At 39.2% G+C, this 23,257-nt stretch carries 27 protein-coding genes, 3 pseudogenes and 1 CRISPR repeat array (1 of these 31 running past the window's edge); of the genes and pseudogenes, 14 read left to right on the top strand and 16 right to left on the bottom strand.

Features of this window, described 5'->3' with window-relative positions:
* Nucleotides 1-6: 6 nt before the first annotated feature.
* Nucleotides 7-1,203 (bottom strand): saccharopine dehydrogenase family protein, encoded by a 1,197-nt coding sequence (locus tag WA1_RS36050; protein ID WP_017745768.1) that lies wholly within the window; start codon nt 1,201-1,203, stop codon nt 7-9.
* Between the two features lie 215 nt (nt 1,204-1,418).
* On the opposite strand from WA1_RS36050, the gene WA1_RS61935 reads away from it, so the two are divergent.
* Nucleotides 1,419-1,622, top strand: coding sequence for a SidA/IucD/PvdA family monooxygenase (locus tag WA1_RS61935; protein WP_081403010.1), 204 nt, complete (start codon nt 1,419-1,421; stop codon nt 1,620-1,622).
* 837 nt (nt 1,623-2,459) lie between these two features.
* Here the strand turns inward: WA1_RS61935 and WA1_RS53785 are convergent.
* Nucleotides 2,460-2,585: pseudogene (locus WA1_RS53785) on the bottom strand (transposase family protein); the annotation flags it as partial.
* A gap of 61 nt (nt 2,586-2,646) precedes the next feature.
* Here WA1_RS53785 and WA1_RS36055 point away from each other — a divergent pair.
* Entirely contained in the window at nt 2,647-3,009 is a 363-nt protein-coding gene (locus tag WA1_RS36055; RefSeq protein WP_017745766.1) for a hypothetical protein, read from the top strand.
* 126 nt (nt 3,010-3,135) lie between these two features.
* Here WA1_RS36055 and WA1_RS58900 read toward each other — a convergent pair whose 3' ends face one another.
* The 6 genes from WA1_RS58900 to crcB (WA1_RS36075) all read right to left on the bottom strand — a co-directional run bounded on the left by WA1_RS58900 (nt 3,136) and on the right by crcB (WA1_RS36075) (nt 7,043).
* Nucleotides 3,136-3,351, bottom strand: coding sequence for a hypothetical protein (locus tag WA1_RS58900; RefSeq protein WP_026134923.1), 216 nt, complete (start codon nt 3,349-3,351; stop codon nt 3,136-3,138).
* Between the two features lie 195 nt (nt 3,352-3,546).
* Nucleotides 3,547-5,202 (bottom strand): mechanosensitive ion channel family protein, encoded by a 1,656-nt coding sequence (locus WA1_RS36060; RefSeq protein ID WP_081403011.1) that lies wholly within the window; start codon nt 5,200-5,202, stop codon nt 3,547-3,549.
* Complete coding sequence (locus tag WA1_RS57515) at nt 5,192-5,359, bottom strand: hypothetical protein (RefSeq protein ID WP_017745764.1); 168 nt, start codon at nt 5,357-5,359, stop codon at nt 5,192-5,194. Before WA1_RS57515 ends, WA1_RS36060 begins: the two co-directional genes overlap by 11 nt.
* Nucleotides 5,360-5,492: 133 nt before the next feature.
* Nucleotides 5,493-6,011: a bestrophin family protein gene (locus tag WA1_RS36065; RefSeq protein WP_017745763.1), complete on the bottom strand. Its 519-nt coding sequence runs from the start codon at nt 6,009-6,011 to the stop codon at nt 5,493-5,495.
* Between the two features lie 148 nt (nt 6,012-6,159).
* Entirely contained in the window at nt 6,160-6,576 is a 417-nt protein-coding gene (crcB, locus tag WA1_RS36070) for a fluoride efflux transporter CrcB (protein ID WP_017745762.1), read from the bottom strand.
* A gap of 68 nt (nt 6,577-6,644) precedes the next feature.
* Nucleotides 6,645-7,043, bottom strand: coding sequence for a fluoride efflux transporter CrcB (gene crcB, locus WA1_RS36075; RefSeq protein ID WP_017745761.1), 399 nt, complete (start codon nt 7,041-7,043; stop codon nt 6,645-6,647).
* Nucleotides 7,044-7,588: 545 nt separating this feature from the next.
* On the opposite strand from crcB (WA1_RS36075), the gene WA1_RS36080 reads away from it, so the two are divergent.
* The 3 genes from WA1_RS36080 (at nt 7,589) to WA1_RS36090 (ending at nt 9,342) form a co-directional block, all read left to right on the top strand.
* Nucleotides 7,589-7,813 carry a bestrophin family protein gene (locus WA1_RS36080; RefSeq protein WP_336389822.1) on the top strand — a complete coding sequence of 75 codons (225 nt, stop codon included), beginning with the start codon at nt 7,589-7,591 and terminating at the stop codon, nt 7,811-7,813.
* A gap of 879 nt (nt 7,814-8,692) precedes the next feature.
* Nucleotides 8,693-8,986 carry a PDC sensor domain-containing protein gene (locus tag WA1_RS36085; RefSeq protein WP_017745759.1) on the top strand — a complete coding sequence of 98 codons (294 nt, stop codon included), beginning with the start codon at nt 8,693-8,695 and terminating at the stop codon, nt 8,984-8,986.
* 35 nt (nt 8,987-9,021) lie between these two features.
* Nucleotides 9,022-9,342 (top strand): hypothetical protein, encoded by a 321-nt coding sequence (locus WA1_RS36090; protein WP_419183627.1) that lies wholly within the window; start codon nt 9,022-9,024, stop codon nt 9,340-9,342.
* Between the two features lie 190 nt (nt 9,343-9,532).
* On the opposite strand, the gene WA1_RS36095 is transcribed toward WA1_RS36090, so the two are convergent.
* The gene (locus WA1_RS36095) at nt 9,533-10,933 is read right to left on the bottom strand and encodes an IS4 family transposase (RefSeq protein ID WP_026135398.1); all 1,401 of its coding nucleotides are present in this window, start codon (nt 10,931-10,933) and stop codon (nt 9,533-9,535) included.
* 105 nt (nt 10,934-11,038) lie between these two features.
* Here WA1_RS36095 and WA1_RS36100 point away from each other — a divergent pair, with 105 nt between their 5' ends.
* The 8 genes and pseudogenes from WA1_RS36100 (at nt 11,039) to WA1_RS53795 (ending at nt 17,452) form a co-directional block, all read left to right on the top strand.
* Nucleotides 11,039-11,419 (top strand): hypothetical protein, encoded by a 381-nt coding sequence (locus tag WA1_RS36100; RefSeq protein WP_017750188.1) that lies wholly within the window; start codon nt 11,039-11,041, stop codon nt 11,417-11,419.
* A 108-nt stretch (nt 11,420-11,527) separates the two neighbouring features.
* Nucleotides 11,528-11,671 carry a hypothetical protein gene (locus tag WA1_RS57520; RefSeq protein WP_017750149.1) on the top strand — a complete coding sequence of 48 codons (144 nt, stop codon included), beginning with the start codon at nt 11,528-11,530 and terminating at the stop codon, nt 11,669-11,671.
* Nucleotides 11,672-12,053: 382 nt separating this feature from the next.
* Nucleotides 12,054-14,372: pseudogene (locus tag WA1_RS36105) on the top strand (nitric oxide synthase oxygenase); the annotation flags it as partial.
* A 102-nt stretch (nt 14,373-14,474) separates the two neighbouring features.
* Nucleotides 14,475-15,065, top strand: a complete 591-nt coding sequence (locus tag WA1_RS60625; RefSeq protein WP_272819460.1) for a ferredoxin reductase domain-containing protein — start codon at nt 14,475-14,477, stop codon at nt 15,063-15,065.
* A gap of 442 nt (nt 15,066-15,507) precedes the next feature.
* Nucleotides 15,508-16,758 (top strand): serine hydrolase, encoded by a 1,251-nt coding sequence (locus tag WA1_RS36110; protein ID WP_017750147.1) that lies wholly within the window; start codon nt 15,508-15,510, stop codon nt 16,756-16,758.
* Nucleotides 16,759-16,802: 44 nt separating this feature from the next.
* Nucleotides 16,803-16,925, top strand: a pseudogene (locus tag WA1_RS53790) (type II toxin-antitoxin system HigB family toxin); the annotation flags it as partial.
* A complete protein-coding gene (locus tag WA1_RS36115) occupies nt 16,909-17,313 on the top strand; it encodes a helix-turn-helix domain-containing protein (RefSeq protein WP_017750146.1) in 405 nt (134 codons plus the stop codon). The pseudogene WA1_RS53790 and the gene WA1_RS36115, both read left to right, overlap by 17 nt.
* Nucleotides 17,306-17,452, top strand: coding sequence for a glycosyltransferase (locus WA1_RS53795; RefSeq protein ID WP_148662840.1), 147 nt, complete (start codon nt 17,306-17,308; stop codon nt 17,450-17,452). The genes WA1_RS36115 and WA1_RS53795 overlap by 8 nt, the downstream gene beginning before the upstream one ends.
* A gap of 2 nt (nt 17,453-17,454) precedes the next feature.
* Here WA1_RS53795 and WA1_RS36120 read toward each other — a convergent pair whose 3' ends face one another.
* From WA1_RS36120 to WA1_RS36150, 7 genes are all read right to left on the bottom strand, one after another.
* On the bottom strand, nt 17,455-18,255 hold the full coding sequence (locus WA1_RS36120) for a gamma-glutamyl-gamma-aminobutyrate hydrolase family protein (RefSeq protein ID WP_017750145.1): 801 nt from the start codon (nt 18,253-18,255) through the stop codon (nt 17,455-17,457).
* 102 nt (nt 18,256-18,357) lie between these two features.
* Nucleotides 18,358-19,143 carry a class I SAM-dependent methyltransferase gene (locus tag WA1_RS36125; protein WP_017750144.1) on the bottom strand — a complete coding sequence of 262 codons (786 nt, stop codon included), beginning with the start codon at nt 19,141-19,143 and terminating at the stop codon, nt 18,358-18,360.
* A 39-nt stretch (nt 19,144-19,182) separates the two neighbouring features.
* On the bottom strand, nt 19,183-20,679 hold the full coding sequence (locus WA1_RS36130; protein WP_026135389.1) for a ThiF family adenylyltransferase: 1,497 nt from the start codon (nt 20,677-20,679) through the stop codon (nt 19,183-19,185).
* Nucleotides 20,680-20,753: 74 nt separating this feature from the next.
* Nucleotides 20,754-21,239, bottom strand: coding sequence for an E2/UBC family protein (locus WA1_RS36135; RefSeq protein WP_017750142.1), 486 nt, complete (start codon nt 21,237-21,239; stop codon nt 20,754-20,756).
* A gap of 55 nt (nt 21,240-21,294) precedes the next feature.
* Nucleotides 21,295-21,492 (bottom strand): hypothetical protein, encoded by a 198-nt coding sequence (locus tag WA1_RS36140; RefSeq protein ID WP_017750141.1) that lies wholly within the window; start codon nt 21,490-21,492, stop codon nt 21,295-21,297.
* 60 nt (nt 21,493-21,552) lie between these two features.
* On the bottom strand, nt 21,553-21,945 hold the full coding sequence (locus WA1_RS36145; protein ID WP_158516735.1) for a hypothetical protein: 393 nt from the start codon (nt 21,943-21,945) through the stop codon (nt 21,553-21,555).
* 33 nt (nt 21,946-21,978) lie between these two features.
* Nucleotides 21,979-22,551 (bottom strand): LabA-like NYN domain-containing protein, encoded by a 573-nt coding sequence (locus WA1_RS36150; protein WP_017750139.1) that lies wholly within the window; start codon nt 22,549-22,551, stop codon nt 21,979-21,981.
* 196 nt (nt 22,552-22,747) lie between these two features.
* On the opposite strand from WA1_RS36150, the gene tumA reads away from it, so the two are divergent.
* The gene (tumA, locus tag WA1_RS61940) at nt 22,748-22,978 is read left to right on the top strand and encodes an antitoxin TumA (RefSeq protein WP_017750138.1); all 231 of its coding nucleotides are present in this window, start codon (nt 22,748-22,750) and stop codon (nt 22,976-22,978) included.
* A gap of 44 nt (nt 22,979-23,022) precedes the next feature.
* Nucleotides 23,023-23,257: a CRISPR direct-repeat array (repeat unit 37 nt; unit sequence GTTTCCAATTATGCGCCTCCACATTGTTAGTGGAGAC) (it continues 164 nt past the right edge of the window).

Consider the following 23,257-nt stretch of genomic DNA (forward strand, 5'->3'; position numbering starts at 1 on the left):
GATAAACTATGCCTCAAAGGGTGAGTCTCCATCAATGACTTCATGCCAGGGTAAACCAAGTTTTGCTACCAATTCCATAAAGGGATCTGGATCGAACTCTTCTACATTAAATACTCCAGGCTTTTTCCATAGTCCAAGTACTAACATTAATGCACCAACTACTGCTGGAACCCCTGTAGTATAAGAAATTGCCTGAGAACCTACTTCTTTATATGATGCAGCATGATCGCAATTGTTATAGATGTAATATTGACGTTCTTTTCCATCTTTTAACCCACGAATATGACAACCAATAGAAGTTTGTCCTGTATAATTCTCTGCTAGAGAAGAAGGTTCCGGTAAAATTGCTTTTAGGAATTTGAGGGGAATGACTTGTGTCCCTTCATAATTAACAGGATCGATCCGTGTCATCCCTACAGCCTCTAAAACGCGCAAATGAGTAATATAGTTTTCTGAAAATGTCATCCAGAAACGCGCTCTTTTAATTGTGGGAAAATTTTTTACTAAAGATTCTAACTCTTCATGGTACAAGAGATAAGACTCTCGAAAACCTACTTCTGGGTAATCAATTGGGCGATGAACGGAAAGAGCAGGCACTTCTACCCATTGCCCATTTTCATAATATCGACCATTTTGAGTAATTTCACGAATATTAATTTCTGGATTAAAATTGGTGGCAAAAGATTGTCCGTGATTGCCTGCATTACAATCAATAATATCTAAATAGTGGATCTCATCAAAATAGTGTTTGAAGGCATAGGCGGTATAAACTCCTGTCATCCCAGGATCGAACCCACAACCAAGAATTGCTGTAATTCCAGCATTTTTGAACCGTTCTTGATACGCCCATTGCCAACTATATTCAAATTTCGCTACGTCAGGAGGTTCATAGTTAGCCGTGTCGAGATAATTGACTTTTGTTTCAAGACAAGCATTCATCAAGGCTAAATCTTGATAAGGAAGCGCTACATTAATAAGAATTTCGGGGCAAAATTCTTGAATGAGTTTAACTGTATTACTAACAACATCTGCATCTAAAGCAGCGGTGGTTATTTTCGGGGAATTGATGTCTTTGGCAATTTGATTACACTTTTCCAACGTGCGGCTCGCTAACAGAATATCAGAAAATTCTGGTTGTGCGGCACATTTGTGAGCAACTACCCTACCAACACCGCCTGCTCCAACTATCATGACTCTTGCCATATCCTCTCCTTAAACTACATTTGGCTAATCAACGACGTACAGCAGATTTCAAGTCAATGAAGTACAAAGCGCTCATCAACACAAATATTGTAAGATGGGCATCCCTGCCCCTCCAACTGTACCTCACAAAGATAAAATATGCTGTATCATCCAGGCAAGTTTAGCAGTAATTTTTGTTCCTCAATTTATCACAAAAACAATCTTGGTAGTTAAGAATCAAAAATTTTCTCTTTTTCGGACAGTTTCATATTCCGCGTCGAGAATACAACCACTATTGTCCATGGGTGGCAGAACAATTACCCATCTGTCGGTTTGGGGAACGAGTAGAAGCTCTTTCTTGGGACGAAAATAGACATGATTTTGCGGTGAAAACCCAGAGAGTTGATGGTACTAATTTTACCTATAGGACTAGTATTTGATTTTTACAATATACGTAGGGTGGGCATTGCTAGCCCTGTCAAAGTGACTCATAAAATTGTGATTCAGGCGGCAATTCCTCATCTTTTTTCTCCGTACTCTCTGCGTTTAGTGCGGTTTACAAGTAATTTATTTAACTGCACTAGACGCAGAGAGTACGCAGAGGTAAGAGGAGAGAGAGCTATTGATTGCTTGAAGTTTTTATCCACCTTGACAGGGCTAGTAGGGCTAAAGCCCACTATATAAGGCTTTTGTGCGGCATAGCCCTACCTACAGTACTGAAAACTTTTCATAGAAAACACAAAGTCGTCAGTTGTCAGCCTCACAGCCAGTTCTGCCACTACTAGCGTGACGGACTTACCTGCTATTAGCATCGTTTTTAGTACTTTGGAAAATTACGAACAGCATTTTGAATACCAATTGGTAGCTGATTATCGGCGCTGATAAACCATAAAAATATGTGTGTGTCAAGAAGAATTTTCATTGCCCTTCAAATCTGCTGATAATATCTTCTGGCAATGGTGCATCAAAATCATCAGGAACCGTAAATTCTCCAGCACATCAGCCGAATGGTCGTAACGGTTTTACAGAAGAAGTAACAGGTCTAAGTTCAGCAATAGGTTTATCTGCTTCGATAATTACGAAGCTTTCACCTGCCTCCACTTTACGGAGGTACTTTAAAGGGTTGCTCTGGATTTCGTCAATCGTTATATTTAACATCAAGATTATTTCACCTTAAAGCTTAAAGATATATACTTTACCTAACTCAATTATAAATTATTATGCTACTGTTCAAACGAAACTAGAAGTTTGCGTGACTAAGCCTCTTCCATCACTCATTGTACCCACACTCGAAAACATTGCTCAAATTCTTTTGGGTTAATTCTCTCAAACACTCTTCTAAAAGTATCGAGGCTGGGGATTCCAAACGGTAGTTCTAAAAATGTTTCCAACCATTCTTTTTTAGTCGCACTCAGTCCCGATGGCACAACTGATGCATTAGTTTCTTTTGAATTAAAAGATGTTGTGATTCCAGCACAGTCCAGTGTCGCCAACGTTACCGTCAATCTAGACTACAAAGCAGGAGTAGACTATACTCAGTTCCGCGCAATTGGACTAGTTGCTGAGTTTGTCAAAGATCGCCTGACGAATTCTCAAAATCCGAATGAGTTCTATGAAGTCATTAATAAAAATGTAGCCGAGCAGACGTTCTCCGATTTAGGATTGGCGTCTGATTTGGACTCCCTGACTATGACGTTGGGTGTGGCACCAAATTCAGGCATTCCTTTCCCCTTTGCTAACACAGTTACCGTCACCCCAAACGGGATGACTCAATGCCACGGGGATAATTTACTTGCACTCAACAGTGTGACTGCCGATCAGAAATGAGAAAATATCCCCGAAGCGATCGCGCCGTCGTTGTAGAAGTGCGATCGGGTTGCGATGAAACTCAAAAGCATGTCCGAGATAAGGCAATGAGAATTGCGATCGCAAGATTATAAAGATATTCCCCTGTTAAAACTGAGTTTTTCCTGCCTGAAATAACATTTGCCAAGTAATAGAATGGATACTACGCGGGCGATTTTTAACAGCATCAAAAATAGAAACTGGATCGAGTGCAATCCCCTCCCATTTGACCATCGTTGAATTTTGTAAACCAATCAGGTCAATAACCATCTGGAAATAGTTATCATCTTGTGAAATATCTCCGTACAATTTCACAAGTGGCATAAAATCTATGATGTGGAGGGGATAAGGAGAATAAAAGTCTGGACTAAAATTGAGGCGTCAACGTAAAGCATGGCTACCGCAGTGTCTGATTGGGATCATGATAAGCGGTTTGAGATGTTGGGACATAATTATGAAAAACCCTTATAGTACAATCTATGTATTATGTATTGACAAAATTATAATTCTGCGTGACTGTTATCGATACAAGTAGGATTGCCGCAACTGCCGAATAACTTCACCTTGCACTTCGCTTTTGACCCGATAACCACGCTGACATTGTTCCAATTTAATATTGTCTACGAAGAACCTAACAATATATTCCACTGATGCGACTTGTTGAGTCATGTTCTCCTTTATTTTCTCCATCCAAATTTTTGGAGCTTGCGACAACGGTTGGGGGCTTTTGAACCTTTCGTTAAGCCAATTAGCTAATTCTAAGACATAGTCGTCCAGTTTCCTTTCATCAACTTTATGTTGGGAAATATTCTGATACAACTTATCAACTCTTAGCTTCAGCAATTCAATTTTTCTCTCCCATTCTTCTTGTAAATTATCGGGATCTTCCTCTGTCAAATCTGGGTCTTTTAGCCATGTTTTATACCATGTTCTCACTGAATTAATGAGCGTATCTTCTTCTGCTAATTCTTTTATTGTAAATAATCTTCGCTTGCCTTGGCGATCGCCTACCACCTCTAACCCAATTTCTTTGATAATATCTAGATAATTGTTTTGAATATTTCGCCTTTCCTCTATGTCCAATCCATCCTTTTCTAGAATCTTGATTTTCTCGCTCAAATCTCTGAGTTTTTGGTTGATTTCTTCGAGAATTTTGTTGACTTTCTTTTCCGCCAATAGGCGTTCTCGTCCAGTTTCTTTCTTTAAGCGTCTGCGTTCATCGAACTCTGTCTCTTTCTCGAATTTATAATAGTTATCCATAACTTGAAGCTTGCAATCGATATTTCCTAGTGTATCTGGATGAGCTAGGACAACTTCTTTGAGAATACTTATGGCTTGACCTAGCTCTACATCTACTCGTAAAGGAACGCTGAGTGAATAGCAGTAGTGCGGAGCCGGACGACTCAGATTGATGATCTTTTGACTTTCCAAACTTCCGTTGGGAATATAGATTTCACAATTGGTATCAATTAGCAGCAATTTAGTTAAGCGCACACCTATCTTTTTAATCACCGCGACTGAGCCATCTGATAGGCTAATGACATCCCCAAACTGAAAGGGTGTATCAATCAACAGGACTAAGCCGCTAAAGAAGTTTGCCAAAATATCCTTCAGTGCAAAACCTAGCACAAACGTAGCGCCCCCAAATGCCACCCACAGTCCAGTTAAATCCAGTCCTAAAGACTGTAAAAACAAAAAGCCTCCAATTATGTAAATGAGCAGTGGTAAGGTAGTTTCTAGCAGTGGTACTAAGACATCATCCCACATAGCCTCAGTATTTTGGGCGTATTTTTTCAAGTAGTAAGCAATAACTTGAGTAAATAGTTGAGCGCTCCAATAACTAGCAGCCGCGACAATTAAAGCCGATAACACTTTCTCAAATAAAGGAATGAACTGAGCGTTCCCAAAACTCAGCATCGAGATTTTCAAAGCGCTAAGAATGAGAATTGTTAGCAGCGGAACCTGTGAAACATTCAAAGCAACAATGGCAATCTCCCTTTCCCGGCGGCGAAAGAATAGACGCAACCCATAGAACAGGGTTATGTATATTAAGAAAACGACAATTGCCCAAGTGACTAGGCTCGATAGAAAAGAACCGAATTGACCCACCATAAGCAGCGAAAGTTGTAGTAAGAGAGTTGCAAAGTTTAAGGTTTCTCTCAAATTATCTATCATTCGGATTTTGAAAATTTGTGAGGCTATCTTTGACAAACTCAGCAACTGGGATAATATGGCGGAACTGAGTATTGTCTACTCCCGCTTTGTAGTCTAAGCTAACAGTGACGTTGGCGACACCTGACTGTGCAGGAATCACAACGCTTGTTGATGTCATTCAAAGTACTCCTAAAGTATAGACGACCTGGAATCAAACACTTGGTGAACAATCCACGGCTTTTCACAACTTTAAGCCAGTGGTCACCTCTTGATTGGCTAAGGTTAAGGTGAAAATAATATTTTAAAGTAGTTTATTCTTGCATCCCTTCGTAATTCTCAATACTTCTGTTTCTTAAATGTAATTTAATTGCAATTATTAATATTCCTACTAATCTAATATGAGAGATTTTCCTTTTCAAATCTTCAGGATTATTGACTGGAACCATTATCCAAATATTTCGACACAAAATACGACAGGCATTGAGCAAGTTATACCAAATTTTACAACCTTCCCAAAATCTGTCATAGGCTGTATTTGTTCTAAAAACCAGTAAAAGACCAAGGACGACTCCAGGGATTAAGCTAGCGAGAGTCGGTTGGTTGACGGCAAACCCTTTATGATAGGCGATCGCAATTAGAAAGGCAAATATCATAGTAGCTAGTACTCGTCGCCAAATGGCACGAATCACAGAACTTCTGAAATCAATTGCTAAATCTAACCACGTCGATCTCCTTATGAGTTTCATCTTCCCTCGACTTCCTGTACCTAATTTACCTATTTGTATTTGCCAGTCCATACCAAACAAAGCAGAAGGACTCGCTTCTCTCAAAGTTGTGTTTATGTCGCTATATGTTAGCTTAATTAGATTTAGGGCGTTGCATATTTGCGCGATGATTTTACTGGTTTCGTGGGATGGTAGGACAGCCCGTCCCTTGTACTGACGGGGCTGTCCTGCCTACCCCACAAGATTTATCTCATTAATCAGCAACGCTAGATTTAGAATTAAGCTTACCTAATGTTACACCCAATTGCACACCAAGCATCCCAACTAGCATGCTGGCTAACCAATAGATTAAAGCTACTGTTGTGTTGCCTTTATCTATTTGGGTAAAAGTCTCTAATCCGTAAGTCGAAAAAGTGGTGTAGGCACCACAAAAACCAGTTGCGATCACTAACCGAATTTCAGGTGAAAAATTTTCTAACTTTTGTTCGTTTAAAGTGTAAAACAAAGCAATAATAAAACAGCCTGTTACATTAATAAAAAACGTGCCATAGTAGGACAAATCTTTACCAATCATTGCTTTGGTAAATTCAGTTATAAAGTAGCGTCCTAAAGCACCTGGAATAGCACCTAGAGCGATCGCTATGACAGTGCGAATAAAAGTGTTTTGCATTATCAAAAGTTGCCTTGGCAATTAAGTGATTAAATACAGTTTAGTATTTTGGCTCAAATGAATCGATATTATCCCACAATTCCCTTCGCTAAATAGCTACCTAATACAATACCAATGACTGCTAACATTGCACTGCCTGCCCAGTAAAAAATGGTGGCTCCCTGCTTGCCATTTCGCCACAGCGTCAATGTATCGTATCCGTAGGTTGAGAAGGTTGTATAAGCACCCAAGAAACCAGTTCTTACCAACAAATCTATCTCAGGGGGAAATCCTTTAATCCCCTTAAATAAGGTGAAGAAAAAGCCCATTAGTAAACAGCCTGTGAAATTGATAATAAAAGTGCCGTAAGGAAAGTTTGTACCTATGGCTCTTTTACAAAACTCAGTTAGATAATAGCGACTCAAAGCACCAGGAACCGCACCAATAGCGATCGCAAGCACACTGAACAAAGTAACATTCTGCAGCAATTCACACACTCCTTAGCTAATTACATTCAGTGAGATGAAATTTAATTTTTGAGAGTAAAAACTTATAGAACTTTAGTGTAATAGGACACTTCCGTAAAGTCTAATGCTTTATAAGCATATATAGTTATAACTTTTAGGTATACCATGCTGGCACTTATTAAATCTTCATAAAGAGATTGGTAGAACCGTTTTTTGTAACTTCTTACTTCTGATAAAATTTGTAAAAGCACAAATAAGTAAGATAAGTAGGATAAATAGTATAAGTAGGATTATTGAGCGCATTTTTTATTGACTAAGAAAGTCTTGCAATCCCCAAAATGCTCAAAAATGGTAAAAATAGAAAGGCTTAACTCATACATAATTACTTTTTAAAACGAAAAAATAGAAGGATAAGTAGGTTTTCAAAAAAATACTTTGAACCAAAATATAAATTTAGTTAAAGAACGCTATAAAATTATCACAGTTTTTTATTCACAGCAAGTTCTAGAAAATTTATGATGGCAACTTTAAGGTAATAGGTACTAAAAACCTATAAAACCTAAATTTTGTGTTGTTTTGCCCTGCCTTTTCAAATGGTAAAGGATTTGCATTGGTGGACAATTCCAGTTGTTGGTGTTGTTGCTTTTGCATTGTTTGGCATTGAAGCCATTGGTTTAGAAATTGAGAATCCGTTTGGTTACGATACAAATGATATTCCTTTAGACAATCTTTGTCGCAAACTGCACAGCGACATTGAGAAGTTAATTGCTTCTCGTGAAGATGAGAATTAATCGCTCTCTCACCTCTTATCTCTGCATACTCTGCGTCTCGGCGGTTAAATAAATTACTTTTGAACCGTAAAGACGCGAAGAGCGCGAAGAGAATACTTGTTTTTCAATCATCACCTTGACAGGGCTAGCATTGCCCACCCTACATATATTTCAAAAATCAAATATTAGTCCTATTATCTTATAGAACTAATAAGTAAAGTCAAATGCTTTATAAGCATCGCACCTATAACTTTTAGGCATAAGAGGCTGGCTCTTTAGCATTAAATCTCCATAAAAGTCTTGCTATAAAAGGTTTCTATAACTTTTTACTTCTAAAATTCTGTTGGTAAAATTTGTAAAAGCACAAATCAGTAAAATAAGTAGGATAAGTAGGATAATTTATTATCATTCTCTTGAATAAGAAAATTATGAAATCCCAAAAGTGCTAAAGCTGGAAAAGCTTAACTCATATATAATAATGATTTTAAAAAAATCTGAAACAGAAGGATAAGTAGGTTTTCAGAATATTTTTGAAAAAAAATATAACCAGTTTAGCGAGAGTTCTCTTTTTTTGATACTTGTGTTACTCTTTCAATTGAGAGAAATAAGTGATTGAGAAAGTTCAGCGAGGGCTTGAATGTTGTTATTGTGTAGGTCTAAGTAACTAAAACTTATTGATAAAGCTTTGTTTCCATATATGGTCTTAAATCATATAGGCTCCTAAATTCGTACTTGAAATTTTCTTGAAATGATAGTTAATTTTTAGTTAGTCGATAGAGTTCTAGGTTGCTTCAATATTTACACAACAACACGCTTTGCTTCTCTTGGCTTCAAGTTGGAAAAATTAGTAAATTTTTCAACAAGCTTTTGTTCTATGTCTATATTTTAGGAGAACTTTAAATGACATCAACAACCGAACAAGTAGATAAAACTACTTTTGACATTCTAGAGAATTACTTAAGTGAAAATTCGGCTGTTTTTGGTGCTGCTGTTGCATTTAATCCAGAGATTCAGAATGCAGCACCTTTTGTCTTTCGAGGTGAAACCGGTTTAGAACGAACCGATATTGGCAATGCCATTGACTATACTACCGCTGTTTGGTACTCTGTTCCTGTAGAACAACAACAAGCCTTTTGGAGTGTTCCTTATTTTGATATTGGTGGTGCTGGTACAGTCAATACACCCTGCTTGTAGATATTGGCAATTCTGAGATTAGTTCAGCAGACTCAATCAACTTAACTGGCTTCCCTGGCTATCGCGTGGAACTGCTAGCAGACGGTGAGGTGATAGGAGTAGACAACAACAGCCTGACAATTGAGGAAGGCAAGTTTGCTCAGGCTACCGTTTCCTTTACTGCTGCTAGTGGTGATTCAATTCTCGGTAAGAACCTGGGGATTCGCTTGCTTAACTTGAACATAGCAGAGGGTACAGAGGTTAACTTTGATAATGTCAGTCTCAAAGCCGAAAGTCTAATTGCTCATCCGATTACAGCCGATCAAACATTATTCGGTAAGGATGGAGTTCAATACTGCTCGGTTAAGGGAAAGTGAAGCCTAAAATTCCGAAGAAACTGTTCTCGTTTTATTTACGAGAACAAAAATGAGAGAAATTTGTATAAATGAACCCACAAGAGATGAGCAAGTATCTCTCAAGAATGTTTATATTTAATTGAAAAAATCTCTAAACCTTGTCCCTTTTAATTTTCTATCTAGTTCAACTATCTTCTACTACTAGATGATGTCAACTAGCGGTTGTAAAAATTGTAAAAGATAGTTGTTGCCGGGGAGTATAATTATTTCTATGACATCGTTTTTTAGTTTTAAATTTAGAACGAGTTTTCTTGATTACCCTCGGATTAGTTCTGCCTGAGGTTGGTGGTATTTGTAAGTCTAAGATTTCCCAGATTAACCAGCTAAAATATATATTCATATTCTCAAGAGAATGATTAACTTGCTGTTGAAACTGAGGAATAGCACGTCTGACAACTCTTAGAGAACTGGTAAAACTTAAACTTAGGGGAGATATTCCCTTGATTGCTGCACTTTGAAACATTAAATAACGTATACAATAGTGTCCTAGTAACCAACCATAAATTTCTTGGATAACTTCACGAGGATTCTTCGAGCGGATAGGAATTTTACGACCGTTCAGATGGACTTTTAACTCATCCAAGGTGTTCTCAGCTTCCCACCGTTGATGGTATTCTTGGGCTAAGAGCAATGCAGGAAAAGTTGAAATATCCATCAAATCAGTTACTAAACGATACACCTTTTCTACACCCTCAACTTCAATAATATATTCAATGACACGAACAGGTATTTTCGTCGCTCCCTTCTTTCTTGACTTTCCATCAGGAGCAAGCCAACTTAGATAGGAACCATCAGGAAAAGCTTTAACAAACTCAAATTTTACATGAGATGGCACGCGACCAAGAATATGACATTTTTGTTTGATTGCAGCATGAATCATTTTAAATGAGTGCAGTCCTCTGTCCCACATTAACAACATACTCTCCTCAACACTTCTTAATAGCTTTAAAGCTCCTTTTCTCTCTCCAATTCGATATGGACAACAAAATATGTCGATAATTAAATGAGTTCCTGCTTCGACTAAAAAAGTTAACCTAGCTTTGGGAAAAGCCGGATTTGTACCAGGACGAGAACCAGGGTAACCAAATACTTTAGCATTAGTTTCTGTATCAGGAACATCAAAAACTGTGCCATCCAAAGCCATTATTCTCAGTCCACCCAAAAAAGCACCTGGTGTTTTAATTGTTGCTAAAGGTTTTGCAACAATTTCAAATAAACGAGTCATAACAGCAGCACCAATTCGTTGTCTAGCTTCACTTATTGATGAAGATGTTGGTATCTTAAAACGTCTCTTAAAGGGGATTTGCAAAGAATTAAAACCCTGAATGAGATTTTTCAATACATCCACGATTGAATCGGAGGACCAAAAACTCATGGCGATTACTAGAGAGATTACTACGTGTGTAGGAAGTATTCTTTGACGCCGTGCGGTACTACTCGTTGTTGTAATCGCTGCCATAATCGACTCGGTAGGGATGATCTGGTTAAGAGCCAGCAGTAATTGTGCCCGATTTAGGATTTGATTGTTGAATTCAAAGTTAACTAGCATCATTAGCACTCAGTTTTGAAGTGAAATTTCGTATAAGATAATATTGATTAAAACACTTTTTGTTCTCGTAATCTATTCGAGAACTCTATCTTTCCCCAATTCCAATTGATGCCTACGAAAACTGACGATATTATTGCCAGAGCCGAACTCTTACAGCAAGCGATCGCTACTCTACAACTACAAATTCAACAAATTCAAGCTTCAGGAGAAGTTGCACCCGAAGGTTGTTGTGTCCTGCGCTACCAGGCACGCGGTCAAAAAGGAACTTACTGGTACTATAAGTTGCACGCTCAAATGCCGATTTTCCCTACGCAAACTCCTAATAAATTAAGTAAATATAAGCATTTGGGGAAAGCTGGAAGCCCCGCTCATATTGATGCTGTTATGCAAGTTACACGAAGAATGCAAATCGACACCTTAAAAAATACGATTCATTCTCTCAGACAAAACTGGATAGATTTGTACGAAAGTCTCAAAGACAAAAAATAACCTTGCCCATCCGCTTTCAGTTATCGTTTTTAATACGCGAACACATTTGACACTGTTTTACCCTTTATTTCCCTTAACCGAGCAGTATTGCGAGTGGAGTGAATTGCAATGGCATGGAAGGTTAAATATCGTGATACGAAAGGCATTATTAGGATTTCACCAATCTTTTTAAAAAAGAACAGTGCCGAAGTTTGGTTTTTATATTTAAAATGCTGGAATGAAATGGTGGAAGGTTGGATTGAAGAAGTTTGAGGTTGATATAAGTAGCTAGGCGAAAATCAACAGAATTACATTACAAAATGTCAATATGCCTGAAATTCTTACCAGTGACAAATGACAAATGACTAATGACGATCCTGACTAGTTAACTTTAATTGTACTGACTTACTTACCATATTACTCGGATAAGCGGAAATTAGAACCCCGGTTTCGCAGAAGAAACCGGGATTCTGACACCTCAATTATCGTATCCCTTGTAGTATTAAGTTAGCATTACCATTTCCCACCATTTTTCTATTTGGGAAGGAAAAGTAGGAAAAGTAGGAAAAGTGGTTTTTCAAAAGTAGATACATAATGCTACAGTTTTTTGATGTTATAATTTCAGTGCCGTAAGGCATTTAAACCAGAACAGAAAAACTTGCGTTGGAAGGAAATTCAGGAAGAGGTACAAGCCACAGGGACTTACACCCATACCTATGAAGAACTTGCTTATGGTGCTCAACTGGCTTGGCGAAATGCTTCCAAATGTATAGGTCGGATTCAGTGGAACAACATGGTGGTACGCGATCGCCGTCATGTCACTGACCCCGATGAAATGTACCAAGAGCTGTTAGAACACCTCCGACTTGCTACCAACGGCGGTAACATCCAAATCACTATGACTGCCTTTCGTCCAAAACAGCCCAAAGAACGCTGGGGTCTTCGTATTTGGAATCAGCAGTTGGTTCGTTATGCAGCATACGAAGAGGAAGATGGTAGTGTCAAGGGCGATCGCGCCAATCTCAATTTAACTAAAGCGATCGTGAAGTTGGGGTGGAAACCTCCAGAAGTTCGTACACCATATGACATCCTACCACTGGTGATTGAAGTACCGGGGATGGAACCAAAGCTGTATGAATGGCCCACCGAAGAAGTCTTAGAAGTTGAAATCGAACATCCCTTTATTCCAGAGTTTAAGTCATTGGGCTTTAAGTGGTATGCCGTCCCTGCCATCACTAACTTCCGTATGGACATTGGCGGCATTACCTACTGCTGCATCCCCTTCAATGGTTGGTACATGGGGACTGAGATTGCACGGGACTTTTTGGAAGACTGGCGCTACGACAAGATGGAAGAAATCGCCAAGGTTCTAAAACTGGACACTAGTTCGGAACAAACTCTGTGGCGCGATCGCGTAGCTTTGGAATTGAATACTGCCATCTTGCACTCGTTCCAGAAAGCCAAGGTAACAATGGTGGATCACCAATCTGCCTCCCGTCAGTTCCTCACCCACGATTTGCGAGAAAAGAAAGCAGGAAGAGAATGTCCTGGAGACTGGGGTTGGGTGGTTCCGCCTGCAGGTGGTAGCGCTTGCCCAGTGTGGCACCATCAGATGCGTGACTTCTACCTCGAACCAGCATATCACCATGCTGCTGACCGTTATGCAGTAGAAGATGGTATAGATTTGGAAAGATTTGTTACTAGTACAAATGAGGATGAAGACAAGCAAGATCGCATTCTGATTCTCTACGCCTCTGAAACTGGAACAGCAGAAGGGTTTGCTCGGAAAGCCGCCCGTCAGTTGCAGCGTTACCGTCCCAAGGTAATGGCGCTAGATGAGTACAACACTGATTCCTTAGCTTCGGAAAAATTGCTGCTCGTCGTCACCTCTACCTTTGGCAATGGGGAAATGCCTGGAAACGGTAAAAAATTCCTTTCGTGGTTGAAGAAACAACCATCAGGTTGCTTGAGTGGTTTGAATTACTCAGTTCTGGGTATTGGCAGTACTGTTTACGAACACTTCTGTGCTGCTGGGATTGCAGTTGACAAAGCGCTAGCGAAAGCAGGTGCTAACTGTATCGTACCACTACACAAAGGCGATGAAATTAAAGGACAAGCCGACACATTTAAGCAATGGTTGGGGTTAATTGCTCGTATTGTAGGTGAAGATAACACTGCCGCAGATGCCACAACAACCGAAGCATTGGTCAAACTGAATGTCACTTTTTTAAGTGAAGCAGAAGCAACGCAATGCAGAGAACTTGCATCCCACATCTCTACAACTGACCAAGACGATATAGAAAAACGACATTTCGTGTCTGTACCAGTAATCGCAAATCAGGAACTCCTTCAAGAAGTGATTCTCGGTAGCCGTTCCACTCGCTATATTGCCTTTGACCTTTCTAACACCGATCTTCAATACGAAACTGGCGACCATGTTGCAGTTTATCCTTGTAATCCTCTAGAATTGGTCAATCGTCTCTGCCAACGTCTTAAAGTAGCACCCAATACCTACTTTACTGCTTATTATATAAGACCGGATGGCACGCAATTAGAAGACAAACCGCCCGTTGCCGTACCAACAACAGTAGGTCAAGTTCTGTCTGAAGAACTAGATCTTGCCTTGCGCGAACCTTTCAACGACCTTCTAACTTACCTGTACTCAGTTGTCGAAAATCCGCAAGAGAAGCACCGCTTGGAAGCATGGTTGGAAATTTTTCAACAAGGGGAAGACCATCCTGACAGCATCGCACTCAAGAAAAATATCACTGATAACTTTATGAGCGTTGTTGATTTATTTGATGAGTTCCCCTCAGCACCCATCACATTAGCAGCTTTACTAGAATTGCTACCCAAGCAAAAACCAAGGTTGTACTCCATCTCCTCTTGTCCTTTGCTTCACCCCCAGCAAATTCAAATCACTGTTGGTGTGTTGCAAGTAAAAACCGATGCAGGTAAAGTTCGCCAGGGGCTGTGTTCCAACTACTTAGCCGGCGTAGATGTAGGAATGCAAGTTCGTATTGGTGTTCGCACCTCTGCCTTCCGTCCACCCAGCGATCCGGATGCAGTGATGCTGATGGTAGGACCGGGTACTGGCGTATCACCTTTGATTGCCTTCCTTCAGTATCGAGAAGCCCTGTTGCAGCAAGAGCAGCCATTAAGCGATGCAACCCTGTACTTTGGTTGTCGCAACTACAATGACTTCCTCTATCATGAACAAATACAGACATGGCAGAGCAAGGGCGTGCTCTCTGGTTTGGAAGTTGCTTTTTCTCGTCTCGGTGACCAAAAGGTTTACGTCCAAAACCTCATGCAGCAAAAAGCCCAAGATGCTTGGAAACTCTTGAGCCATCCCAAGTGCCATTACTATGTCTGCGGTGATGCCAAAATGGCTGATGATGTGTTTGAAGTTATGATGGCGATCGCTAAAACTGAAGGAAAGCTCTCGCATATTGAAGCTGTTGAGTTCTTCGATAAGATGAAGCGAGAAAAACGCTTCTTCAGTGATGTTTGGGGTGTAACGTTGAACTACCAGCAAGCCATCAAACAGGTGCAAAAGGATAATTATTCTAAAGCTGAAAAATGGCTCAATCGCGTACATCAGCCAGTTGATGGTAAAGTCGCAGTTGAAGGAGAGGTGCAACCAGCAATGGTCAAGTTCGGCTGATTATTGAATCATACTCAAATTTTACCCCACCCTAGCCCTCTCCTTAGAAAGGTGAGGGAACCGGAAATTCTATTTCCCCCCTTTCTAAGCTATCCATTGGTCACATCTTTCTTTACAATCTTGAAACCCTTGTCTGGCTTGCATCGGGAGCACTGAGATTGTCAGCAGACTTGACAAAATAACACTTATTCTTCTCGCTAAAAATCCCTTTTTATTGAGAATGAACGACGAACGAATCAGGGTTAGAGAAAACGTGAGTGATTACTCTCGTAAATGTTAAGAAAGATCCGGATAATGGATAGCTTTCTAAGGGGGGTAAATCCCACTTCTCAAGGACTGATAAAATTGTGGGTGCTGGTGGTTTGGCAAACCGTCCTAGAGATGGTTCTATTCCATCTTATCCCACAGGGACTGTTCGTCATATACAGGGTAAAAAATTTTTATGTATCAATATATTATCAGTTTTTTAGTTATTATCTTACTAACGATAAACCTAATATTTCCTCCATTAGCGTTAGCAGAGAGTCAGCTTCAAACACTATTCTTAGCTCAGATACAAACCCCAGAACAATCAATTTCTTCCAAAGCAGCTTTAGAAAAATTATTTATTAGCAAAAAAATAAAATCTGAGTGGTTTACATCAGAATTTTTAGCTCAAGTTTCCATAGCACAAATACGACAAATAATTGCAGGGTTAAAGAAGCAATTAGGAAATTATCAAGGCATACAAAATAATGCTAAAGATTACTTAGTTCTCTTTAGTCAAGCTTCAGTGCCAACTAAAATCGTTTTAAATACCAAAGGTCAGATTTCAGGGTTGCTGTTCCAACCGCCACAAGCCAAAGTCATTAGTCTAGAAAAAGCGATCGCTCAATTTAAAGCTTTACCCGGTCAAGTAAGTTTTCTAGTTCAGGAAAACAAGACGACAAAAGCTGCATTAAATACTACAACACCCCTAGCTGTTGGTTCAGCCTTCAAGCTAGCAGTACTCCAAGCACTGAAATCAGAAATTGCTTCAGGTAAAAGGACTTGGAAAGACATTGTGCAACTGCAACCTAGTGAGAAAAGTTTACCATCTGGAATGTTACAAACATGGCCAGATGGATCGTACTTGACAGTGCAAACACTTGCAGCCTTGATGATTTCTATGAGTGACAATACGGCAACAGATGTATTAATAAACTTGCTTGGACGACAGGAAATTGAGTCTGTATCACCCCGTAACCGTCCCTTCTTAACTACCCGAGAAATATTTATTTTGAAAGGGTTTAGAAATCGGGACTTATTGAAACGTTATCAAACAAGCAACGAATCTCAACGCCGTGCCATCTTGAAAGATATTGTTAACAAGCCACTTCCTGATGTGAATGAATTTGTGGGAACTAACCCAGTTGCTCTGGATGTAGAATGGTTTTTTACAGCAGAAGAACTCTGCAAACTCATGGGACAAGTCGCCGATTTGCCACTGATGAGTATTAATCCTGGTGTTGCCAATGCCGAAAACTGGCAACAGGTGGCGTATAAAGGTGGATCTGAGCCTGGTGTTCTCAATTTGACAACTTGGTTACAGGCAAAGAACGGCAAAAATTACTGTGTGGTTGCTACTGTCAATAACAGCAAGACATCTATAGAAGAGTCGAAATTTATGGCATTGTACAGTGGGGTACTGGCTAAACTAGCAGCTAATAATTAATGTAATGCACGTTATCAGTCGTAAAAAGTGACGAGAATTTTGCCAAAGGTAATAAATATAGATTGATTGTTAGTATTAATTATGAAAAACAAGTCATCTATATTAAATATGTCTTAACTCATGCAGAATACGACAAAGATAACTGGAAAAATGACTATTACTATTAACTCAGAGATGTATAGCCAATTACTGTCTAAATATCAACCTCGAATTATTAAGACAGACGCTGAAAATGAGGAATTTTTAGAGGTGGTGGAGGAATTACTGGCTCGTCAAAACCTTACTCCTGAAGAAAGTACAATTTTAGAGCTACTGGTAAAGTTAATTGAAGATTTTGAAGATAAACATTATCAATTAAACCATTCTACACCACGCTCTCGAATGATTCATTTGATGGAAGCGCAGAATATTACGAAGGATAATTTAGTAGAAGTTTTTGGTTCATCTGATATGGTTGATAAAGTCATGAATGGTGAGTTAGAAATAGGTTCACAACAGGCTTTGGCCTTGGGGAAATTATTACATGTTGATTCTAGTTTGTTTTTGTATGAGTAGAATTGTTTTAACAACCATCCGCTCTTTTGGTGACATACATCCCAAAATTGCGATCGCCCTCGGATTAAGAAAACGCGGTCATGATATAGTATTTACCACCCACGAAGAATATCAATCCAAAATCGTGCATACTCCGTAAACTTAGAGTTCATACCAAGTTGTTGATGCTTCGACAGACTGGCTTGGGACTAAACCGCCAGCCCTTCTGATATACGTTGCTTCAATGAAAGCCTCAAAGAGGCGTTGACTAGCAGAATCGTTGATGGAAAGCTCTGGGTGCCATTGAACTCCAATAGCCCAAGGATGGTATAAATGTTCTACTGCTTCAATAATTCCATCAGGTGCTTTTGCTACAGCACGCCAATCCGGTGGTATTGTTCTTACTGCCTGGTGGTGACATGAAACGGTAGATATTTCAGTTTTTTGAATGACTTTAGCCAACCGACTATCTGTTGTGGTGATGTTCACCACGTGTTCAGTTGGATGCCACTTCTTGGAGGGTAGATCTAGCCTGTGACGAACTAATGTTCCATACTCATCTGGTGTTCCATACTCGTCTGGTATATGAGGAATCAGGTCTCCGCCAAATGCCGCTATGGCAATTTGCATACCTCGACAAATAAACAGAGATGGCAAGCCTTTATCAATTGCAAAATGTATAGACTTTATTTCAAAGCGATCGCGTCCTGGGTCAACTCCATAAATAGTAGGATGAGGAAGACCATTGTATAGTTCAGGTTCAACATCTCCTCCTCCTGGAACTATAAAACCATCTACATATTCTAGAAAGGATTCTGGATCGGTCATCACTGAAGGCATCAGAACTGGCTCACCACCTGCTGAATTAACAGCATCTAGATAAGTTTCTGTTATAGAAAAGGGTGGTTCTTCCTTGCGCCCTTTAGCTATAATGCAAATTAATGGTCTTTTAGTTCTTACCACTGTTAAAGTTCTCCTTAATTAATACCGATTTGATTTGCGTTCGTCACTGAATGGACAAGTGAAATCTTCAGAACCGATCCTCCAAACTAGTCCAGCAATCTTTCACTTCTTCTGACATACAACAATGATTTTTTTTGAGTCAGATGAGAAGTTTCCTCGCTGAAAATCACCGTATAGTTGTTCAACATCAAACCCGTTATATTTCAATAGGGCTATGAGTTCTTGTGGTCCGTAACAGCGGAATTCAATGTCTTCAATAATTTCTTTGTCAAGGTCGATATACCGATAGTGTTTGCGAAGTTTGAGAACTTGACGAGAGTAGTCATAATCTCTAATTTGCGTGACAACGATTGATCCATTTCCATATGGGTCGTGGTACGCTGAATCGAACATTTTACCCCGATCGAGGCAAGATAGAAAAAAACCGAGATTTGGATTAACGACATCAAAAGCAAATCTCCCATTGGATGCTAAATGATTTCTAAAACAGTGAAAGCAAGATTCAACATCTTCTAAAGTCAGCAAGTGATTAAGGAGATCAAAATGGGCAACAATCAACTCAAAATTCCTCTCCAGATCAAAACTTCGGATATCCGCTTGAATAAGTTCTAGAACGGGGAATTTTTTTCTTGCTTGATCTAACATATCTAGGGAGTTATCAAGAATTGTTGGTCTATGCCCATGCTCAATTAGAGGTTTAGCGATCCTGCCAGTGCCGCCCCCTGCCAATAGAACACTCAGATTTTTACCTAGCCCATCAGCCAAGTGGCTATAAAAGTCGGCATCTTGATTTTGCGTAGTCGTTCGCCCCACCTTACTCCTTTGCGATTGATATCGGTCGTAGGAGACACCATCTCTGTAGCGGAGTGATATGTCATTGTTATTCATCTGCGGCTCCTCTATAAAATCTCAACAAGCAAACTCTTTCTATAGCCAATAGTCCATATTTTCAACATCGCTTTCACTGGAGAATTCTTCACTCTTTGCTGTAGAAGCATCAAAGTAAGAACAAAAATAACAATCAGGTGTTTCTAAATACTCCGTATTGGTCTGATGCCAAACAGAATTGGGAAACTCGTAAACCCAATCAAGTCCCGCGTCTACATTGAGAAAACCGCTTACCATCCCATGGATGATACCTACTGCGGTACTGGCACAAATACTATTTAACCAAAATACTGCTGGGTCGTTTACTCCCTCTAAATAACCTGCGTTTGCAACCATTTGATTGATTTGCATTGGTGCAGATTCCACGGCTGCTTTTTGCAGGCTAATAATATTGCCACACATCAAGCACCAACCACCTCCTAAAGGAGGAATGGTGACACGACAAAACATTCGCGGTTTGCGATCGCATTGATTAATATCTATGTGAGTGCCAAGGCAAATGAGCGGATGCATATATTCTAATGCTAATTCTTGGGCTATTTTGCGAGAAAGATGATTATCTGTTGCAACTACGATTAAATCTGATGTAGCTATTGCTGCTTTGGCTGTTTCACTATCGATTGATGTTGGTATTGTAGTTACACAGGAACCTGTCTGATAAATTTTTTTGATTAAATGTTTCACATAGTCAACTTTTTTCCATCGCTCCTCAACCATTTTTTGAGTGGCTCCAGGCATTCGATTGAGATTGACTGTTTCTATGCGATCGCGGTCAATTAATATCCAATTTTTAACACCTAATCGCCCTAATAATTCTGCAAAGATTGAGCCTATTCCTCCACACCCAATGAGACTAACTTTGAGTTCGCTGAGTTGTTTTTGACAGGTATCGCCAAATATTTTCTGCCTGGTAAACATTAAATTGCGATTGTTGAATATGGGCTGTGTCATATTTATTGTGCCATTATTTTGGATTGTTGGTGTAACGCCATGCTCTTCAAGATTTTCTCCAAGAAAATCCGTCATTTCCAGGTAGTCATGAGAAAACTTTATACTAGAAAACTTTTTCCCTTTTCTGTCCCAGATACGGAATTTACATTGTTGTAATGACTGATTAAATACTCCAGAAATCAAACGAGGTTTTTTGGGGAAATTCTGAGCCAGAAATCGAGAATATTCCGATTCATAATAATCATCAACGGAAGAGAATTCGGGTATCATCTCGCCAACGTGGGTATGGATATGAACGACATGCAATCCTTCTTTGAGATACTGTTTTAATAAGTAGAAATGAAATTGTTGTGTTAAAACCAATCCACCTACAGATTGTATCTCATAGCAATCTTGAGAAGGAACAACCCAAGCTTTGGGAATATAGCGAATTTTTCTCTTGGATACGTGATGAGGTTTGCAGAAGAAGAAACCAATCACTTCTTCATTGAAATTTCGGCAATCTAACATATTTTGACGGAATTCTTGCCACATTTTTGGCGGTATATGTAAGGAATATTCTGCTAGTTTATTTTGATATCTCATCAGATTTTACCTCAGTTATTTTTTGAGCACAATTTGTCACTGGTCACTGGTCACTGGTCACTGGTCACTGATTACTAGTCATCGGTATTAATTGCATGACGTGCTGTTACAAATAGCGTTGCAAGGTTATGCCCTTTATCAACTTGCTGAGTTGGTTTCCATGAGTTCAACCATACTTCTCGATTAAATCCTCCTCCTAATCCCACACAATACCAATACCATCCTTCATCACTTAAAAAAGGCGCTCCATAATAGCTTTGTCTTGTGAAGTGATGGTCTCCTTCTCCGGTTGTGTTCCAAGGGTAATTGAGATAGCAACCAATGGGAGGTAATTGGGGGTATTCTGGTGGCAATAAAAACAAAACGTCAGTATTAGAAACTGTAAACTTCTGGGAAGATAAGGGCATTCCTTTGACTAAAATAGCCGTGTATTTGACATTTTCAATTGTTTTAGTTCCAACGACAATATTTTTTGCTGCTTTTTCTAAAAGTTTGAGTTCTTCTATCAACCTTGAAGTTGGTTGAAATTCAGATTTGTCTTTACTGACTGTAATTGTCATATTTCACCTCCACAAAATTATTGTTGACAAATGTTGATTGATATAAGACTTACGCCTATCCTTTAACAATTTTGGGTACAGTCCACACCTTTGAACCTTCTTTCAGAGCTTCATTATTCTTCAATGGTCTAGTTCCACCGAAACCTTCTTCCATAACATCATCATTCCCAATTTCTGGTAATTTTTTTCTCAATTGTTCTACCGTAGTCCCTTGTGGTAAATCGACTAATTTTCCATTAATGACTGCTCTCATTTCATCTCCTTTCTTTGGTTAATGACGTATTCTTGAATATATTTATTGTTCGTTCTTCAATCAAAAAACCCGTGATTTGAGATTTATTGTAATATCTGGAATAACTGATTTTGTTTGATGGGTTGGTTTATTAGAGACTTCAAACCAGTACCACAGAAAAATTAATCCAAAGATGCTAAAAATATTGATAACGATAAACTGTATCAACTGTCTAGCAATAGATTCTTCGAGAAGAATACATCTTTTATCTAATTGAGTCAGACGACTTTTGATTGTGTTGATTTCTTGTGCATATTTCTGCTCTTGTTGCTGACTAAGACTAATAATTTGTGTCTCTAAGTCTTGAAAGTTCTGCATGATGTTTGTCGTTTGATGCTTGAGTGTATCTAGGGTTTCTAGGTGATTTTGTCCTTGGGTAATTAATTTTCCATTGATTGTTGGCATAATATTCATTGGTCACTGGTTACTGGTCACTGGTCACTGATATTAATCAAATATGCTGGTGTTACCAATTCTGTGAAAAGTTTGGCTGCTATTTTGAGGGTTAAATGAATCAAATACCTCGATTAAATCGACAATACTATTAGCCGCGTTTTTTAACTCGTTACCTAACGATTGTTCAACTGATGCAACTTCAACTCGCATTCCTCTTCTTCTCAATTTTTCGGCTAAATAAGCAAAATCTGAATCTCCAGTCACCAATACAACGATATCGGGTTTTACTTCTAAAGCTAATTCAATCGCATCCATTGCCATTACGATATCAATGTTACTTTCATAATCCTCTCCTTTAACCTTTCCTTCTTTTGTGACGACTAAAAAGCCATTATTTCTAGCCCAGTAAACAAATTTTTCTTTCGTTTTTCGCTGTTCTTCAAATCTTTCTCTGGCTGGAGGTAACCCTACATAAATCACCATCTCTATCAATTCTCTACCTTCTTTTGGATCGGCGAGATAGTGACAAATTTTTTGCCAGTCTATTTTTCTATTGAAGCTTTGTGCTGCTAAGTAAGTGTTATCGCTATCTGCAAAAATCAGGACACGACGAGTTGTTAGCATAGGTTTTCCCTAATTGCTTTCGGTTTGGGTTCAATTTGTATATGCTTTATTAAAACCTATGCTTGGAAACGCGGGTTTCCGATGGTATTTGGCTAAGGGAGAAAGTCTAGTAACAAAACGTACTAACAATTTGCTAAGATGAAAGCAGTGAGAAGTTTTAGCATCACAGATAAATCTGTTACAAGGGTAAGAGCCAATGCGTAAACAGACTATTCAGTATACATCACCATTAGATGCCTTAGTTGCTGTTGCCAAGCGATTGAGCTTGTATGAAAACAAACAAAAAATGAACTCTGAAGAATTCTTTAACCAATATAATCAAGGATTATTGTCAGATGATGCCCTATTTATAGAATGGGCAAATGATTACCGTCATTACCTAGCTTTGCATCAGGAACTAGAGCAACGACTCAATTATGTTGCCTAATATTTTATCTGATGACTTTGAGAAAATCGCGCAAGCAAGTCTCAGTTTCCAATTATGCGCCTCCACATTGTTAGTGGAGACCATCTCTTATTCTTCAAGCGATGGAGGAGGGGCGAAAGTTTCCAATTATGCGCCTCCACATTGTTAGTGGAGACTAAGTGATATGCGATATCTGTTCCCCCCAGTTGCTCGGTTTCCAATTATGCGCCTCCACATTGTTAGTGGAGACAACAACCCAAAAATTACAGCAGAGGAATTTCTTGCGTTTCCAATTATGCG

This window comes from Scytonema hofmannii PCC 7110, assembly GCF_000346485.2.
Lineage (GTDB): Bacteria > Cyanobacteriota > Cyanobacteriia > Cyanobacteriales > Nostocaceae > Scytonema > Scytonema hofmannii.

What these genes read in the sequence shown, in the direction of transcription:
- WA1_RS36125 (WP_017750144.1), bottom strand. Translation starts at nt 19,143, where the DNA reads ATGAATAACAATGACATATCACTCCGCTACAGAGATGGTGTCTCCTAC.
- WA1_RS36110 (WP_017750147.1), top strand. Translation starts at nt 15,508, where the DNA reads ATGTATCAATATATTATCAGTTTTTTAGTTATTATCTTACTAACGATA.
- WA1_RS60625 (WP_272819460.1), top strand. Translation starts at nt 14,475, where the DNA reads ATGGTAGGACCGGGTACTGGCGTATCACCTTTGATTGCCTTCCTTCAG.
- WA1_RS53795 (WP_148662840.1), top strand. Translation starts at nt 17,306, where the DNA reads ATGAGTAGAATTGTTTTAACAACCATCCGCTCTTTTGGTGACATACAT.
- WA1_RS36095 (WP_026135398.1), bottom strand. Translation starts at nt 10,933, where the DNA reads ATGATGCTAGTTAACTTTGAATTCAACAATCAAATCCTAAATCGGGCA.
- crcB (WP_017745762.1), bottom strand. Translation starts at nt 6,576, where the DNA reads ATGCAAAACACTTTTATTCGCACTGTCATAGCGATCGCTCTAGGTGCT.
- WA1_RS36115 (WP_017750146.1), top strand. Translation starts at nt 16,909, where the DNA reads ATGACTATTACTATTAACTCAGAGATGTATAGCCAATTACTGTCTAAA.
- WA1_RS36145 (WP_158516735.1), bottom strand. Translation starts at nt 21,945, where the DNA reads ATGAATATTATGCCAACAATCAATGGAAAATTAATTACCCAAGGACAA.
- WA1_RS36135 (WP_017750142.1), bottom strand. Translation starts at nt 21,239, where the DNA reads ATGACAATTACAGTCAGTAAAGACAAATCTGAATTTCAACCAACTTCA.
- WA1_RS36060 (WP_081403011.1), bottom strand. Translation starts at nt 5,202, where the DNA reads ATGATAGATAATTTGAGAGAAACCTTAAACTTTGCAACTCTCTTACTA.
- WA1_RS57520 (WP_017750149.1), top strand. Translation starts at nt 11,528, where the DNA reads ATGGCATGGAAGGTTAAATATCGTGATACGAAAGGCATTATTAGGATT.
- WA1_RS36140 (WP_017750141.1), bottom strand. Translation starts at nt 21,492, where the DNA reads ATGAGAGCAGTCATTAATGGAAAATTAGTCGATTTACCACAAGGGACT.
- WA1_RS36085 (WP_017745759.1), top strand. Translation starts at nt 8,693, where the DNA reads ATGACATCAACAACCGAACAAGTAGATAAAACTACTTTTGACATTCTA.
- WA1_RS36050 (WP_017745768.1), bottom strand. Translation starts at nt 1,203, where the DNA reads ATGGCAAGAGTCATGATAGTTGGAGCAGGCGGTGTTGGTAGGGTAGTT.
- tumA (WP_017750138.1), top strand. Translation starts at nt 22,748, where the DNA reads ATGCGTAAACAGACTATTCAGTATACATCACCATTAGATGCCTTAGTT.
- WA1_RS57515 (WP_017745764.1), bottom strand. Translation starts at nt 5,359, where the DNA reads ATGACATCAACAAGCGTTGTGATTCCTGCACAGTCAGGTGTCGCCAAC.
- WA1_RS36150 (WP_017750139.1), bottom strand. Translation starts at nt 22,551, where the DNA reads ATGCTAACAACTCGTCGTGTCCTGATTTTTGCAGATAGCGATAACACT.
- WA1_RS36100 (WP_017750188.1), top strand. Translation starts at nt 11,039, where the DNA reads ATGCCTACGAAAACTGACGATATTATTGCCAGAGCCGAACTCTTACAG.
- WA1_RS58900 (WP_026134923.1), bottom strand. Translation starts at nt 3,351, where the DNA reads ATGCCACTTGTGAAATTGTACGGAGATATTTCACAAGATGATAACTAT.
- WA1_RS36130 (WP_026135389.1), bottom strand. Translation starts at nt 20,679, where the DNA reads ATGAGATATCAAAATAAACTAGCAGAATATTCCTTACATATACCGCCA.